Source organism: Desulfovibrio sp. Fe33 (assembly GCF_028532725.1).
Taxonomy (GTDB): Bacteria; Desulfobacterota; Desulfovibrionia; order Desulfovibrionales; family Desulfovibrionaceae; genus Pseudodesulfovibrio.
The window spans coordinates 188,971-205,469 of record NZ_JAQKGU010000003.1; the positions used below are offsets into that span (position 1 = coordinate 188,971).

10 protein-coding genes are annotated in these 16,499 nt (G+C 59.2%); 4 read left to right on the plus strand and 6 right to left on the minus strand.

Features of this window, described 5'->3' with window-relative positions; all coding sequences use genetic code 11:
* Positions 1-236: 236 nt before the first annotated feature.
* The 3 genes from PSN43_RS06025 to PSN43_RS06035 form a co-directional block, all read right to left on the minus strand.
* A complete protein-coding gene (locus tag PSN43_RS06025; protein ID WP_272699824.1) occupies positions 237-3,827 on the minus strand; it encodes a PEP/pyruvate-binding domain-containing protein in 3,591 nt (1,196 codons plus the stop codon).
* A gap of 361 nt (positions 3,828-4,188) precedes the next feature.
* Positions 4,189-7,890: a pyruvate carboxylase gene (locus tag PSN43_RS06030; RefSeq protein WP_272699825.1), complete on the minus strand. Its 3,702-nt coding sequence runs from the start codon at positions 7,888-7,890 to the stop codon at positions 4,189-4,191.
* Between the two features lie 71 nt (positions 7,891-7,961).
* Positions 7,962-8,837 (minus strand): biotin--[acetyl-CoA-carboxylase] ligase, encoded by an 876-nt coding sequence (locus PSN43_RS06035; RefSeq protein WP_272699826.1) that lies wholly within the window; start codon positions 8,835-8,837, stop codon positions 7,962-7,964.
* A gap of 50 nt (positions 8,838-8,887) precedes the next feature.
* On the opposite strand from PSN43_RS06035, the gene PSN43_RS06040 reads away from it, so the two are divergent.
* Both PSN43_RS06040 and PSN43_RS06045 read left to right on the plus strand, forming a co-directional pair.
* Positions 8,888-9,991, plus strand: coding sequence for a tRNA nucleotidyltransferase (locus PSN43_RS06040; protein WP_272699827.1), 1,104 nt, complete (start codon positions 8,888-8,890; stop codon positions 9,989-9,991).
* Positions 9,992-10,102: 111 nt separating this feature from the next.
* A complete protein-coding gene (locus PSN43_RS06045; protein WP_272699828.1) occupies positions 10,103-11,008 on the plus strand; it encodes an exopolyphosphatase in 906 nt (301 codons plus the stop codon).
* A gap of 11 nt (positions 11,009-11,019) precedes the next feature.
* Here PSN43_RS06045 and PSN43_RS06050 read toward each other — a convergent pair whose 3' ends face one another.
* Positions 11,020-11,793 (minus strand): hypothetical protein, encoded by a 774-nt coding sequence (locus tag PSN43_RS06050; protein WP_272699829.1) that lies wholly within the window; start codon positions 11,791-11,793, stop codon positions 11,020-11,022.
* A gap of 143 nt (positions 11,794-11,936) precedes the next feature.
* On the opposite strand from PSN43_RS06050, the gene sucD reads away from it, so the two are divergent.
* Together sucD and PSN43_RS06060 are read left to right on the plus strand one after the other, a co-directional pair.
* Entirely contained in the window at positions 11,937-14,015 is a 2,079-nt protein-coding gene (sucD, locus tag PSN43_RS06055) for a succinate--CoA ligase subunit alpha (protein ID WP_272699830.1), read from the plus strand.
* 12 nt (positions 14,016-14,027) lie between these two features.
* Complete coding sequence (locus PSN43_RS06060; protein WP_272699831.1) at positions 14,028-15,086, plus strand: glycosyltransferase family 4 protein; 1,059 nt, start codon at positions 14,028-14,030, stop codon at positions 15,084-15,086.
* A 40-nt stretch (positions 15,087-15,126) separates the two neighbouring features.
* On the opposite strand, the gene PSN43_RS06065 is transcribed toward PSN43_RS06060, so the two are convergent.
* Entirely contained in the window at positions 15,127-15,582 is a 456-nt protein-coding gene (locus PSN43_RS06065; protein ID WP_272699832.1) for a metal-dependent hydrolase, read from the minus strand.
* 29 nt (positions 15,583-15,611) lie between these two features.
* A complete protein-coding gene (locus PSN43_RS06070) occupies positions 15,612-16,181 on the minus strand; it encodes a TetR/AcrR family transcriptional regulator (RefSeq protein WP_272699833.1) in 570 nt (189 codons plus the stop codon).
* Positions 16,182-16,499 lie beyond the last annotated feature (318 nt).

A 16,499-nucleotide genomic window follows, 5' to 3' on the forward strand; every position in this document is an offset into this window, starting at 1 on the left:
AAGGGAACTCCCCTTTAATTCCCTGAAGAGGAAAATCAGGGATTGAAAGCCGCTTCGCGGCAATAGTCGGGTGATTTCGCCTCCGGCGGGCAAGGGCTCGCACCCTTGCATCCCTGTAAGCGCCTTCGACGCAGACTTTTTCGTTCCGCTGAGCTTTGCCACATAAGTGGGGAGTAAAAAAAGAAAGGCCCCGACCATTGCGGTCGGGACCTTTTTTATTGCGATTCCAGCAGTTGCTACCACTGCTTCTTGCGCTGCATCTCAAGGGCGGCTTCCTGCTCTTCGAAGGAGGCGAAACCGGCATGATGCAAAGCGTCCTCAACAGTGTTGCTCCAATCCCAGCTGGCGTAGATGACCGGCTTGTGGAAGGTGGAACGGAACTGCTCCATTTCCTGCCGATAGAACTCTTCCTTCGGAGTCTCCATGTGATCGCGAAGCTGCTCGCTGAACCTGTCGAGCTCGCCTTCGTACCATTCCATGAAGTCCTCGGGAGATTTGTATTTCTTGAGGATATGGCCGTAGCTGTTCTCCTCAAGGAGGTGTTGCAGTTTGACCATGTGCTGCTTCTTGAGCCAAGTGCCCAGATCGCGAGTCTTGATGTTCTCGGCCTCGACCGCCGCAATGTCATGCTTGGTCTGATGGTAGGTGTCGGGCACGACCGAAGCGGAAACGATGCCCGCGATGGTCACGAGACCGCGCAGGATGACGCTGTTGGATACGCCCTGGCCGCAGAAACCGACCTTCTTGCAGACCTTCTGTCCCGCAAAGATGGCGGACAGAATGGCCCAGATCACGGCCGGGTCTTCTTCATCATAGATGTGCTGGAGGCTGGCGTTGTCGCGGTCCGTGGCCAGAACCATCTGGGTCATGTCGTTGGAACCGATGGAGAATCCGTCCACTTCCTTGAGGAATTCCTTGCACAGCACCGCGTTGCTCGGAATCTCGGCCATGAGGATGACCTTCAGGCCGTCCTTGCCGGATTCCAGGTTGTGAACCTGCTTGAGGTAACGCTTCATGGAGCGTGCCTCTTCCAGGGTGCGGACGAAGGGGAACATGATGGACAGGTTGGTGCCGCCGTAGATGCCGCGCGCCAGCTTGAAGGCTTCAAGCTCCCAATCGTGGATGTTCCGGGAAACGCCCCGGTAGCCAATCATGGGGTTGTCTTCATGCGCTTCGAACAATAAGCCGCCGAGCAGGTTGCGATACTCGTTGGACTTGAAGTCGGTGGTCCGGTAGACGATGTTGCTGCCGTAGAAGGCCATGGCGAACAAGGCCAAGCCCTGAGCCAGGGTCTGAATGTAGTTTTCCTTGCCGGTGGTGTATCCGCGAGATTCCAACAGCCTGCGGATGCGGTCAGGCAGGGTCGCCACCTCGTCCATCTCGGACTTCAACCCCATCTTGAGGGCCACTTCCTCGCGCAGACGGATGATCTTGTCGATGTAGGCCATGAAATCCGGGTCGTCCTTGAGACGAACCACGTATTCGGCCACGGTCTTCTCGTGCTGCTGCCGGATTTTCCACGCTTCGGTGCGAACCGTCGGAGTGGGTTCAAGCATGTCGTGATAGCCGAGAACGACGGCCACGTGGGCCTCGGGGTCGATGGAAGTCTTGAGGACATCCAGCCGCTCGGTGGCGTGGGAGATATGCTCGTCGAGCTTGTGATCCATTTCGCGGAGACGGCGGTGCATGGCGAGCACCTCGTCAGTGCTCCGGGCGCCCTCCTGCTCGGCCAGGGCCTCCATCTGACGGGTCAAGCCGGTAATCAGGCCGACATACTCGCGCAGCTTAAGCGGCATGGTAATCAGACCGGAATCGAGCTGCTCCTTCATGACTTTGGTCAGATGGTGGTCCATCTCCTGAAGCTTCTCTTCCACCAGGTCGTTCAGGGTGTCCTTGTCGTAGGCTTCGAGAGCCATGGGATGGACGCCGATATTGCCGAGCATGAACTCGGCGCGCAGCAGACCGATTTCGAAATCGGGCACCCGGCGCAGGCGGGACAGGAACAGGGCCTGGCCCACATCGGCCAAAATCAGACCGACCTTGGTCTTGGTGGCGGGCAGTTCGCCCACGTTGATCTCGCCGCCGACTTCGACCAAAGGCAGTTCGCCCCGGTAGACCTTGCCGCGAGAACCGTCAACGGTGACCTGCTGCCCTTCCAGAGAGCGCAGAGCCTCAAGACGCTGGATGCCGATAATGGCCGGAATGCCCAGCTCGCGGGAGGTGATTGCCGCATGGCTGGTGTCGCCGCCCACGTCGGCCAGAATGGCGGAAGCGATACGCATACCGGGGACCATGTCCGGGTCGGTACGGTCGGCGGCCAGGATGTCGCCCTTGTTGATCTTGTTCAGTTCCAGGGCGGAACGGAGGTACTTGACCGTACCCTGTCCGGCACCGCGGGATGCACCGTTGCCTTCGAGAATGACCTCGGCCGAATCGACGGCCTTCTTGTCCACTTCGAGACGGCGCATAAAAATGGTGTTGGGATGCTGCTCGAAATCCTCGTTCCAACGAGTCTCGGGCCGGGCCTGAACGAACCAGAGGCGATCGGTCTTGTCGATGCAGAACTCGGTGTCCATGATCATGCCGCCGTAAGCCCTGGAAATGTTGCGCACTCCCTCGGCCACGGTCTCGGCCTGAGCGATGGACAACGCCCAGCGGAAGACCTCGTTGTCGGGAACCTTGACCACATGGGTGCCGCTGCCGTCTTCCTTGTAGACGATTTTCCGCTCCTTGCAGCCCATGTACCGGATGACCACTTCGCGGCCGCCCTCGCGCTGGAAGACGTAAAACTTGTCGGGGGTGACCATCCCGCCGACCACCGCCTCGCCAAGGCCGTAGCTGGCGTCGATGGAAACCAGGTCGTTGCGGTCCGTACCCCGGCAGCCGGTGGCCGTATCCGCGCTGAATGCCGTTCCGGAAATCACCGGGTTAATCATCCGCATGATGCACACGGACAAGGAGGTGTGCTCAATGGCCCACTCCTTCTTGGCGTTTTCGGCGATGGAATCGTCGCCGGTCTTCTCGGCCTTGGTGATGGCGTCGAGAATGGCTTCGCGGCGATAGGTCATGGAGCGCAGGTTATAGGCCGAAGCGCAATCCCAATGGTACGCCTCGAGGCACTCTTCCGCGCCCACTATATTAAGGTATGTATCCTGAAGTCCGGCGAACGCCTTCTTGCGGCTGTCCTCGCCCGCCGCCGAGGAGCGCACGGCCACGGGAACATCGTCCAGACCGGCTTCCTTGCAGATGGACTGGTAGGCGGCCTTGACTTCCTTGCCGATCTCTTCGGGCATCTCAACAGACAGGATGGCCGACTGCACGAGGACCGAGCGCATACGCAATTGGTCGATACCCTCGGGAGAAGTGGCGAAGCCTTCGACAACGTTGTTGATGAAGGTACGCAGACGGATGGGAGTGCCGGACTGCTTCTTGGATTCCTCGCGAATCTTCTTGCCTACCAGGCGGACGAACTGCTGAAGATAGTCGGAATCCTCGTTAACCGCGTCGGAATTCCAATCGATCTTGTTGTATTCCTTGTCCACCGTCGACCGGACGACCGCGGCGTTGACCTTGGTTTCGTCCAGAAGGATATGGAAGGCGTTCGAGGAGATGGCCCGGAATTCCGGAGCCCGAATGCCGGGCACCTGGCTGATGATGGCCGTGTTGTAGTTCTTGCCGCCGACCAGCAGTTCGGCGTCTTCGCCGATCTTCTTGATCTCGGCACCATTAAGAACGAGCTTCTGCTTGAGGCTCTCCACTTTGGCATCGACCTTTTTAATTTTGGCCGCCGGTGCGTTTTCTGTTGCGTCATTCTTGGCTTTGGCCATCTCTTCCTCCTGGTATTACCGTGCGGATCGGACGGAATCTCAACCTGTTCCATCCCCCAAGTTCACGGCGCTCTCATTTTTGAATCATCAAAAAAGAACAATCAAAACCTGAGTTTCGAATTCCCGCTTACGGGTTATAATCGGCTTCGTCAACGAAACAATTGGTCCGACCAATGTACCAAAATACCAACTAAAAGCGTCGTAAATTTGTCACAAACGAATTGCCGGGGAATTATACTTTCCCCGAAAAACAAAGGCCAACACGCCATTGCGGCGCGTCGGCCCTTATATTCATCAGTCGCCCTTTCCGCCGCATGGCGAATGGACATTTCAGACCAATTTCAGGGGTCTGATTATTTTTTTACAATTTCTGACCGCAATTAGGACAGAAGTTGTAATCCTCCATGGGAACGTCGACCTTGCAGGTGGGACAAGTACCCGCCTCGGGTCCGAGCTCCACGAGCAGCTCCCCTTCCACGACCGGGACCATCTTCTTGTCCTCTGTGTAGTTGGCGGACTTGATGACCCGGCGGACCATGCCGGCTACCGGAGCCAGCACCGCCTTCTCCTGCTTCATGATGGAGATGTTGAGCAGCTCCTCGCCTGCCTTGACGCGATCGCCGGGGCGAACATGAGTAACCCACAGATCGCCGTTGCTGGGCGACCCCACCTGGAGGACGTTGGACGGATCAGCCATCTCGATGGCGTCCTTGGCCCCGACTTCAGCTTCGGCGACCTTGACCTGATGGCTCATGATCTCGGAGTCGAGCACGTAACGCACCACGGTCATGCCGTTTTCGTCCGGCTCGGAGATGTCCAGGATGCGCATGATGTGCGGCTTCTTGCAATTGCCCTGGAACTCCAGGACTTCGCCCTTCTCCAGCCCCTCGAACCAGATGTCCACGGGCAGGTTGTTGACGTTGCCGAACTTCTCGCAGAAGTCGATGGTCTTGATGGCGTCGCCCGGATGGTTGAGGTACATGATGAACTCTTCCTCGGTAGGCTGACGATGCAGTCTCGACCGCAACGCCTTCTTTTCGGCCGCGAGATCCACATCCTGAAGAGTGGTCAGCGGCGAAGCCTCGGTGCGCTCCTTGACCGCCGTTTCCCAGCCGGAACCGAAAGCGGACTGATAGACCCAATCGGCCGGGAAGCCCAGCGGCAGCTTGCCGAACTTGCCGAGCAGCAGGTTGCGGAAAGCGTCGTTGGAGTCACGATACAGGTCGAGGCGCGCTTCGCGTTCGAGATCGGTCAACTCGGACTCGCCGCACAGGGTGACGATATCCAGGATATTCAGCAACCGCCGCACTTCCCGTTCGCCGCCGCGCTTGAACGCGCCGGTCACGGCAAGGAACGCGGTATTCCAGGTAATCTGGGAGCCAGGCGTGACGTCATGGTAACGGACCACCTTCCGTGTCCCTTCCAGGAACTTGAGCATGTAGGGCAAGAGCTTGATGTAGCCCTGCTTGAGCGCCCCCTCCTGAGAAGAGGAAGTCGCGCCGCCGGGCATTCCATGGCGGACCACATCGTGGTCGATACCCTGGAAGTACGGCGCGGTGTAGCGGTCGTAGTACGGCATGATCTGCTTAAGGCGGAAATTGGTGGCCCGGATCATGTCCTTGTCGAGGTGGGTCTTCAGGCCCATCTCATCCTCGATGTACGCAGCCGTGGACAGGACTTCGCCCTGGCCGTACCAGCGGACGCTCGCGCCGATGGCGACATCCACGATATGCGCTCCGGCCTTGGCGGCCGCGCCCATGGTCGGGACGAACAGGCCGTCGGTGTAATGCCGGTGGCTGTGGATGACCAGTTCGGGGTATTTCTTGGTGATAGAGGTAATGAGCTCGCGCATGAACCGGGGCGGGCAGACGCCGCCCATGTCCTTCAGACCGAGAATAATCATCTTCTCCGCCTGCTTCCGGGTGACGCCGGCGGCCTCGGAGCACATACGAATGATCTCGTCGGTCACGGTCATGTAGCGTTCCACGTCGAAACCCTTGGCCCAGGACAGGGAGATGGCGGGCTCGAAGATGTTGCGCTTCGAGGCCATGGCGACTTCGGCGAAGGGCCGCATGTTGTCGACATGGTTAAGGAAGTCGAAGCAGCGGATGATCTCGTAATGCTCGTTGATCATCTCGCCGGTCAGACGCATGACATTCTTGGGCTGCGGCTTGTAGCCCAGGATGTTGGTGGACCGAATGAGAATTTGTTTAAGGGTATTGGGCGCGAACTTGTTCCACTCGGCCGCTTCCGTGAACGGATAGGTCATGTTGGCGAGCATGGCCACATGGAAATGCGCGCCGCCGCCGTTCTCCAGGGAGAAGAAGCCGCACTGGTCGAGAGACGGTCCGATGATGCGATCCTCGGCCAGACGGAACCTGTTGCCGCTGTTGGACTGGGTAATGTCGCGGGTCGTGGTGTCCGTCATGTGGATGATCCCGGCCTCGCGATCGGTACGCAGGGTATCCAGAATGGCGTCGCGATCCATCTTGCGCGAAAAACGCGGCTCGAACCAGGAGGATACTTCAGGCGGTTCGGCCAGATGGAAGCGCCCCACCCGCCTGTCGTCGCGACCACGGTACTCGCCGAGCTGGACATACTTGTTGTGGCCCAGGGCGGAGATTTCGGCCACCAGCTTCGTCAAACGCAGGGAATCCGGCTCACGGTCGGAGTAATCCATCAGTTCGGCATAATTCTGGCGGACGAAATTGGTATCGTAATCGGCTTCAATGAACTTCTTGTGATCGACGATCTTGCGGTGGAAAGGAATGGTCGTCTTGACGCCGCCGATCATGTACTCGCGCAAGGCGCGGTTCATGAGGGCCACGACCTTCTTCCAGGTGTTGCCGTAGGCGATGAGCAGGGAGGCCGCCGAATCGTAGTTGGACGGGAAGCGATAGCCGTCGCCCACGCAGGAGTCGATGCGGATGCCCTGGCCGCCGGGGGACACGTAGCGGGTAATGCGCCCGGAGTTCGGCTCAAAATGTTTCTGCGGGTCCTCACAGTTGATGCGGCACTGCATGGCCCATTGGAACGGCTTGGTATTTTCCTCGCTCAGACGCAACTTGGCGCCGAAGGCGATGGCGATCTGCTCCTCGACCAGGTCGATGCCGTAGCGGCATTCGGTGATGCCGTGCTCCACCTGAAGCCGGGTGTTGACCTCAATGAGGTACGGCACGCCTTCGCTGTCCACCAGGAACTCGACGGTGGCCAAGGAGTAGTACCCCACAGCCGAGACGAGCCTGCGTGCGTACTCCTTGAGTTGCGCCCGCAACTCGGGAGTGAACGTGGGCCAGGGAGACGGAGTGATCTCGATAAGCTTCTGGTGATTGCGCTGCACAGTACAGTCGCGCTCGTCCATGCAGAAGACGTTGCCGTATTGGTCGGCGATGACTTGAATTTCGATGTGGCGCACCGAGGTCAGCAGCTTTTCAACGTAAAGACGCGGGTTGCCGAAGGAGGCCTGGGCCAGGGCCGAAGCCTTGGAAAAGGCGTTTTCGAGATCCTCTTCCTGATAAACCTCATAGATTCCACGGCCTCCGCCGCCGCCCTCAGCCTTGAGCATCACAGGGAAGCCGATCTCCTGGGCGATCTGCCGCGCTTCGGGGATGGAAACGGCGCCTTCGGAGCCGGGCACGACGGGCACGCCCTGCTCGATGGCCAGTTTGCGCACGGCCACCTTGTTGCCGAGGATGCGCATCGGCTCCTGTTCCGGACCGATGAATATGATTCCTTCCTTTGCGCAACGGGCCGGGAAGGAATCATCCTCGGAACAAAAACCCCAACCGGGGTGAATGGCGACCACGTTGTTCGCCTTGGCCTCACGAATAATCCTGTCCTGGTCAAGATACGCACGGGGATCGGAGCCGAGCATCAGGAGTTCGTTGGCCCCGGAAGATGCCGGAGAGGTTTTATCAACGTCGGTGGCGGTCATTATCGCCTTGGCGTTGAACATTTCGGTTATGGAACGGCAGATGCGCCTGGCCGGGATGCCCCGGTTGGCCACCAGTATCCGCTTCCCCTTGACCTCTTCGAGTACCTGTTCAAAGGACTTCGGCTGCATGAATCTCACTGGTCTCCTAGACAGAAATGACTGATATAAAACCCTGTTGGCCCGTCCCGCCCCATGCGGGACTAGAGAGGAAAAATCGATCCCGAATACAGCACCGTTTCTTCCCCGTTACGACGCAAAACAAGTCCACCATTCAAGGAAAGGCCTGCCAAAACAGCCTCATAGGAGCTCTCGTCTCCTTCCCTGACCAAGATAGTTCGTCCGAACCAGGCGAGTTTGCTCTCGAACATGGAGATGAATCGAGGGGGTGGAATCTCGTCGAGTATTGCTGCATACACGCTTTTCCCATGGTTTACAAGTTGACTGAGGAGGGATATCGGACCGCCGGTAAAGAACGGCAACCGTACTTTTGCGGCCGGAACGGAACGATCTTCGCGCATTTTTGCGTCGCCCGGACTATCGGCGAGATTCAGGCCCACACCGACGATGGACACGCCGTTTCGCTCCTCGATCAACATGCCGCCAACCTTCCGCCCTCCCTGGAGAATGTCGTTTGGCCACTTGACCAGGACATCCGCTCCAAGACCCGCCAGAACCTCGCTGACCACATGACCGACAACAAGAGGAAGGAGGTCGGACATGGCCTTCGCCCACATTCCCTTCGAAGGTGACGGCGGCAGCACGATGGAGGCGTGCATATTGCCCGGGAGCGACGCCCACGGACGCCGCAACTGACCGCGCCCCATGGTCTGGCGCGCGCAGACGACCGCGCCCCAGGAGCCGAGCATTCCGTCAGCCGCCATTCGGGCCGCCAGCTCCATGGTGCTGGAGCAGGACCCGGCTACGACCAGAGTCTCTTCCGCCCCTCCGCATCCTTTCAGCCACCCGGCCGGAGCGCCGTCCGATCCGGGGCCCACCGACGTCCAGGGCGCAAAGGCCCGCAGGTCGGCCTGCCAGAGCGGATGCGAAGACGCAGTGACGCCGTCCTCCGGCTTCATGAGAAAAATTCCTTGTGGAAGCATGAGTTACCTTGTGCTAGACATGGGCAATGAAATTATACTTGGCTGGCGGCGCGGTCCGCGACCTCCTGCTCGGCAGGCCTTTGCACGACAGGGATTATCTGGTTATGGATTCCTCCCGCGAGGAATTCCGCCGGGCCTTTCCCGAAGCCCGAGAAGTGGGCCGGACCTTCCCGATTTTCCTGATAAACGGCATCGAGTTTTCCTTCCCGAGGGCGAATTCCCTAAAAGAAGAATTAAAAGCCCGAGACTTGACTGTCAATGCGCAACTGCTCTCCGAGGAAGGGGAACTCATCTTCCATCCACAGGGGTTCGACGACCTCAAGCGGCGCATTCTCCGCCCGGCCTCCGATCACTCCATGAAGGAAGACCCCCTGCGCGTCTTCCGCGCAGCACGGTTCGCCGCCCAACTGCCGGAATTCACCCCGCATCCCGATCTCATAGGGGCCATGCGCGAAGCGAACCGCGAAGGGCTGCTCCGCGGCATCCCGGCGGACCGTATCGCTCCCGAACTGCATAAGGTGCTCGAAAGCCCCAGGCCGGGCAATTTCCTGCGCCTTCTGGCCGAGGCGGACTGTCTGCTGCCGTGGTTCCCGGAATTTGAGACGGCGCGTTCCATCCCGGCGGGCCCTGCCCCCTATCACGACTGCGATGTGCTGACCCACATCTGCCGCGTCATGGACGACCTGGCAGGCGACCCCATCGCCGTCTGGATGGGACTGTGCCACGACCTGGGCAAGACCCTGACGCCCCCGGAACGGCTGCCCCGCCACTACGGACACGACCTCGCGGGCGTCCCCCTGGCCGAAGCAACCGCCCTGCGGCTGCGAATGTCCAACGAATACAAAACGGCGGGCGTCAAGGCGGCCCGATGGCACATGATCGCGGCCCGATACGGGCAACTGCGACCGGCGACCCGAGTGGACCTCCTCATGGATCTGCATCTTTCCTGCGGGCTCTCCCCCGTCTTCAAACTGGTTCTGGCTGACCACGGTGAAGATTACGGAAGCCGCGCAGCCAGGGAGCTGGCAACCATCCTGACCGTCCGGCTCTCCCCCGAAGACATGAATCACGGGGCCGCATCAGGCGAGAAGCTGCGTATGCTCCGCGCCCAGGCTCTGCGGAACGCCTGATTCGCGCCGCGATCCTTTTGACAAATATTTCCGGTCCGACTAATAATGCGACATTCTTGGCAGGAAATATGAATTGGCCGCCAACTTCCCGTGACGCTTGGAGAACCCGGCATGAGACTTGTCACTCGATCCGACTTTGACGGCTTGGCCTGCGCCGCCCTCCTCAAGCAGCTCAACATCATTGACGATTATCTTTTCGCCCACCCCAAGGACCTGCAAGACGGCCGTGTTGAAGTGACCGGCAACGACGTCCTCGCCAATGTGCCCTACGTCGAGGGATGCGGATTATGGTTCGATCACCACACCAGCGAAATGGACCGACTGGGCCAATTCGAATTTGAAGGTGTGAGCAAACCGCTTCCGAGCTGCGCCCGAGTGATTTACGAATACTACGGGCCGGACAAATTCCCCGCCTCCTATGCCGAATTCGTCAAGGCCGTCGACAAGATGGACTCGGCCGACCTGACCATCGACGAAATTACCGCACCTTCCGGCTGGGTCCTGCTGGGCTTCATCATGGACCCGAGAACCGGGCTGGGACGGTACCGAAACTACCACATCAGCAATTACCAACTCATGCTCGACATGATTGAGCATTGCCGCACCCGGTCGGCGGAAGAGATTCTGGAAATCGACGACGTCAGGGAGCGTGTGGACAGGTATTTCGAAGATCGCGACGACTACATCGCCATGCTCAAGAGCAATGCGCGGGCGCACGGCGACGCGGTGCTCATGGACCTGCGCGGCCAAGAGCAACTCTATTGCGGAAACAGATTCATGATCTACACCCTGTTCCCTGAGTGCAACATCAGCGTCCGCGTCATCTGGGGATTCAAGAAACAGAACGTGGTCATCACCGTGGGGCATTCCATCCTCAACAGGACGAGCGCGGTGGACGTAGGCGACCTGATGCTATCCCTTGGCGGCGGCGGTCACAGGGCCGTAGGGACCTGCCAGGTCCCGGAACACAAGGTCGACGAAACGCTGAAAACCATCCTTGCCCGGATCAACGGATAGCCTGGTCGAACTCATCGCCCGACGAACACGTCGATCGCCCCGCGGACCTCATCCTTCCGTTCCGCATAGAAGCGCGAACAAAACCGCTTGACCGCTGGCCGGACCTCCTTGGGGGAAGGCAACTCCTCAACCTCGGGGAACTGATACCCGGCGAAATCGATCGGCACGAAACACATGTCCGGGTCCTTTTCACAGCCGTCACCATAGACCACATCGCCAAGCATCTCCTCCCGTTCCATCTGCACGGGGTCAAGCCGCTTCACTTCGCGCAACACCGAAGACACGGACCGCTCGTTATTGGCCTTGTGGATTTTTTCATTGATGATCTCGGCGATCTCCCTGAGGCGCCGATAATGCATGGTCAGCCTCTTACGGCCCGGCTGGTCGGGATCATTGTAGTGCCGGCCATGGAGATACTCCCGGATTGCGTCGTACAATCCCTGGTAGGCAAAGGTCACGCAATCATGGAACCGGCCCCCGCCGGTCAGGGAAAACGGCAGGGATTCGCGAACCAGGATCGGAGCTCCCTCGGCCTGCGGAATACGCGATGGGTCAATCCCGAGTTCGACGCAGAAGGCGTCGACTCCGGCATCGTCCAAAAGCAGCAGACGCAGGGTCGCGGCCGCCTGAAACATATGCTCGATCACGGGCAGAAGCTCCTTGACCATGCCGGAGTACGCCTCCAGGGCAACGTCCAGTTCCTTTCTTCCGCCAAAAAAGCTTTCGGCCATGTCCGACACCACATCCGTATGCAACTGATCGGCAAAATCACTGAGATCCGACATGCTCCCTCCGATTACGGGCGTTTTTTCACCCACAATATGCATTTTCTCCTCAATTCATGTCATGGTCAATATATTTGCATTGATTCAACCGCTTAAACCAACTAAGGTTTCAGCGACCCATAAGCCAAGACCAGGAGCCTGTCATGTTACTCAACGAGCACAAAAGCAAACTCCTCTTCGAAAAGGCCCTCATTCCCGTGCCCCAAGGCACTGCCGTCTTTCCCGGGGAGGAAGACGGTTTCTCAACCGACTTCCCCCTGCCATGGTTCCTCAAGGCCCAGGTCCTGTCCGGCGGACGCGGCAAGGCCGGCGGCATCCTGCGCATCGACGACCCCGCGCAATTCCCGGACAAAGCCCGCAAATTGTTCAATCGCTCCATCAAAGGCGAAGCCATCCCCTTCATCCGCGTGGAGCCGGGAGAAAACATCGAACGGGAATTCTACCTCTCCCTGACCGTCTCCCGCGAGCACCGCTGCATTCTGCTTACCACGGGCCGCCAGGGGGGCATCGAGATCGAGAAGTTGGGCTCGGACAACCTTTTGGTGCAAAAAGTCACCCTGCCGGGCGGCATTGTACCGCACCAGATCAGGGCCGCTTTTTTTCACCTCGGCCTGGAAAAGGAGCAATTCCAGCCCTTCCACGAGCTGTTGACCAAGTTGTTCGGCTGTATGCTCGACAACGGATTGCTCATGGCCGAGATCAATCCCCTGATCCTCACTCCGGACAACCGTCTGTTGGCCCTGGACGGCAAGGTGGAGATGGACGACAACTTCGCCGACCTCAATCCCGACTCCGAAGCGTTTTACCAACGCGAGCACGCCACGCTTGAGGAAAACATGGCCCGCGATGCCGGTCTTTCCTTCGTCAGGCTCCCCGGCTGGGTAGGACTGATGGTCAACGGCGCGGGGTTGGCGATGGCCACCATGGACCTGCTCAACTTCTCGGGCCTGCCTGCCAGCAACTTTCTCGATCTGGGCGGGGCAGCGGACCAGAAACGCATGGAGACGGCTCTGGAACTGCTCTTCGGCGACGCCCAGGTTAAAACCATTTTCATCAACCTCTTTGGCGGGATACTCTCCTGCGAAAAAGTCGCCATGGCCATGACGGGGGCGCTTGGAGGCAAATCCCCGCAAAAGCCCATCGTGGCCCGCATGTCCGGCAAGGACGCCTCGGCCGGGTTACGGATTCTCCGGGAACTCGATGTGGACAACCTTCATATAACCGAAGACATGCAGTCGGCCATCGGAATTCTCGACACCCTCCGCCCCGCCGGTTCCGCGGCCGTTGATTTCCCGGCCCCGCTGGACATCCCCCTCGGGCCCGGCCCCGACCCCGCTGGCTACTCGAGCGCCGCCGCCTTCACCATAAACCAAAGCACTCCCGTCCTTGTCCAAGGCATCACCGGACGCGAGGGAAGGCTGCACACGCAACTCATGCTGGAGTACGGGGCCAACGTGGTGGCAGGGGTAACCCCCTTCAAGGGCGGAGAAGAAGTACTCGGCGTCCCGGTCTACAACTCCATAGCCGAGGCCGTCCGAGTCCACGAGATCGGCGCTTCCATCATCTTCGTTCCCCCGCGCATGGCCGCCGACGCCGTGGCCGAGGCCGTGGCGAACGAAATCCCCTGGACCGTATGCATCACCGAAGGCATCACCCAGCACGACATGCTGGCGGCCTTTGTGCGGGCCAAAGGCTCGTCCACCAGGATCGTCGGCCCGAACACGCCGGGCATCATAGTGCCAGGACAGACAAAAATCGGCATCATGCCCACCCGGCCATTTTCGCCCGGCCCCGTCGCCATTCTCTCCCGAAGCGGGACCCTGACATACGAAGTGGCTGACCGGCTGACCCGAGCAGGCATCGGCCAGTCCCTGTGCGTCGGCATCGGCGGCGATCCGTTTATCGGAACCAACTTCGTGGATATGTTCGAAATGATACGCAATCACGAAGAAACCAAGGTCGTGATCGTGCTTGGTGAAATCGGTGGACAGGCGGAGGAGAATCTGGCTGAATACGTCGTCCGTACGGGGTTCGACAAGCCGGTCATATCCTTCATCGCAGGCCAGACCGCACCTGCGGGCAAACGTTTGGGCCACGCCGGGGCCATTCTGGACTCGGGCGGCGGCATCATGGACAAGCTCGAAACCATGGGCAGAGCCGGATTCGCGGTCTGTCCAAGCCTGGAAGCCGTTGCCGAGACAACGGCGAAGGCTTTGAAATAAAAGAGGTTTATATTGAAGGTTTTGTTACTCGACCTGGGCAGAATCATGCGCGGCGGCCAGCGCCAGGTATTCTATCTGGCACGCGCCCTGAATCGCGCCAAAGGATTTGAGCCCCTGGTCGCAGTGCCCGGCGATTCTCCCTTGATCCCCCTGCTGGAGGCCGACTCCATCCCCTTCGCCGCACTGCCCTCCCACAACGACTACAATCCCATGAATATTTTCCGGGTGCTCGGGATCATCAAATCCTTCAAGCCCGACGTGGTTCACTCGAACGATGCCAAAGGCGCTTCCCTGGCCGCTCTGGCCAAGAAACTGCGCAACACGTTCCGCCTGGTCCACAGCCGCCGTGTATCCTACCGGCTCAAGCCGGGCTGGAGCAGGAACAAATACCTCATGGGCGACGCCTTGGTGGCCGTCAGCCGCGAAATCCAGGAAGTCCTGGTGAGTTGCGGAGTGCCGGAAGAAAAAACCACCGTGATCCACAGCGGCATCGATCCGACCATGTACACCGCCGAATCGCGCAGGCACCCTGTCCTGACGCTGGGCGCAGTGGGCGCGCTCAGTTCCCAAAAAGGATTCGAGGTCCTCATTGAGGCCCTGGCGCACCTGCGCAAGTCCTCCGACATGCCGAACTGGCAGTGCATGATAGCGGGTGAAGGACCCATGCAGCAGGACCTGAAACGACAGGCCGAAAAACTCGATCTGGCCGACTCCATCCTTTTCCTGGGATACCGGGACAGCCGTGAAGTCCTGCCCGAAATAGACATCCTGACCGTCCCCTCCGTGGACGGCGAAGGGTCCAACGCGGTCATCAAGGAAGGCTGGGCCACCAGGACTCCGGTCATCACCTCGGATTTGCCCTCCAACCTGGAACTCGTCACCCATGAACATGACGGGCTGGTCTTCAAGAATCGCGACGCGGCCGACCTGGCTGCGAGCATTGTGCGCCTGGTCAACGACCCCGAATTGAACGAACGGCTGGTCGCCAACGGCGCGGAATCGGTCGTCGGATACACGGACAAGGCCATGGCCGACCGGTACATGGCCCTGTACAAGGGACTTCGAAGCTGACCGGCCCTCGTCGGGGCCGATCACGTCTTTATCACGGGAATTACTTGAATTCTCCGTCCAGGATCAGGTGGGAAAAGTAGCCGACCACAAAGGCGGCATAAAATGGCGCGAAGTAACGGGCCAGTTCCTGCTCCTGCATGAAGAAAGGGATGATGACGATGGGCAGCGGCACCAGCAGCATGGCCCACCAGGTGTGGGTCCAGCCGCGATGAGACCCCACTGCCGGCAACATGGAAAAAAGGCCGAACCAGGCGGCCCAGACATACAGGCCTTTGAGGATCAACCCCAAATCGACCAGCACGAAGACGGCGTAATAGAGATTCTGTCCCTTTGAGTTGGTGTCCACGTCCGGGAAAAGCGCGCCAAGCAGGCAGAAGCCGAGCAACCCGGCGGCCTGAAGCGGATCAAAGGCCATCCAGCCGAGAAGAATCACGCCGACCAGTCCCATGACGCCGAAAAAAAGCCCTCCGGCGAGATGTCCTCTGTAATCAGACATAAAAATGAGTAGATGCTTGCGGCAAGCGGCTAGGCGCAGACGCTGCGCAGGACGAACTCGCGCGCCTCGGCGTACAGTCCAGGGATGTCGTAAGGCGTCAGGAACCGGGTACGAACCGCGCCCACGATGACTCCGTAAATCATGAATGCAGTCTGGGGAACCGGCAGATCGCGTATGGAGCCGTCCTCGATACCCCGCCGCAGCAGATCCTCGATGATGTTAATCAGGTCCAGGAACTTGGTGGCGATCCTTTCGCGGTCCAGATCCGGGTTATCGTCGCTGAAGGGCGAACACCGAATGATAGTGGGGAACGTCTTCTCATGCTCGGTGGTGAAATCCAGATAGGCCCTGACGAAAACGCCCATGGCTTCGCAGCCCGAGGTGGTTTCGGAAGTGGCGTCATGCAACACGGAAACCATGTTGTCGATCAGTCCTGCTCCAGCCACCATGAAGAGCTTTTCTTTGGACTCGTAATAATGAAAGACCAGGCCCGAAGCCACTCCGGCCTGCTCGGCGACCATCTTCATGGTCGTTCCGGCATAACCGTAACGAGCGAACAATTCCTGGGCTGCCAGCAGGATTCTTTCCTTCTTCGTCATTCGGCACTCCCTGTCGCGTCTCTTTTCAATAAGATGAATGCCATTGATTAGTACGTCAATTCAGTTTGTTCAAGGGCTAATCCAAACCCGAACGGCAAAAAAGAGAACTATCCCTTTAACTCTCTGAAGACGAAAATCAGGCGTTGAAAGCCGCTTTGCGGCAATATTCGGGCGATTTCGCCTCCGGCGGGCAAGGGTTCGCCCCCTTGCATCCCCTGTATGCGCCTTCGGCGCGGGCTTTTTTCGTTCTGCGGCATTCTGCGGCGAAAGTGGGGAGTTGAACTATGCAAGTCCCAAAAAAAGGGGCGGTGGCCGAAG

Coding starts and splice junctions, on each gene's coding strand:
- PSN43_RS06025 (WP_272699824.1), bottom strand. CDS start 3,827: ATGGCCAAAGCCAAGAATGACGCAACAGAAAACGCACCGGCGGCCAAA.
- PSN43_RS06030 (WP_272699825.1), bottom strand. CDS start 7,890: ATGCAGCCGAAGTCCTTTGAACAGGTACTCGAAGAGGTCAAGGGGAAG.
- PSN43_RS06035 (WP_272699826.1), bottom strand. CDS start 8,837: ATGAAGCCGGAGGACGGCGTCACTGCGTCTTCGCATCCGCTCTGGCAG.
- PSN43_RS06040 (WP_272699827.1), top strand. CDS start 8,888: ATGAAATTATACTTGGCTGGCGGCGCGGTCCGCGACCTCCTGCTCGGC.
- PSN43_RS06045 (WP_272699828.1), top strand. CDS start 10,103: ATGAGACTTGTCACTCGATCCGACTTTGACGGCTTGGCCTGCGCCGCC.
- PSN43_RS06050 (WP_272699829.1), bottom strand. CDS start 11,793: ATGTCGGATCTCAGTGATTTTGCCGATCAGTTGCATACGGATGTGGTG.
- sucD (WP_272699830.1), top strand. CDS start 11,937: ATGTTACTCAACGAGCACAAAAGCAAACTCCTCTTCGAAAAGGCCCTC.
- PSN43_RS06065 (WP_272699832.1), bottom strand. CDS start 15,582: ATGTCTGATTACAGAGGACATCTCGCCGGAGGGCTTTTTTTCGGCGTC.
- PSN43_RS06070 (WP_272699833.1), bottom strand. CDS start 16,181: ATGACGAAGAAGGAAAGAATCCTGCTGGCAGCCCAGGAATTGTTCGCT.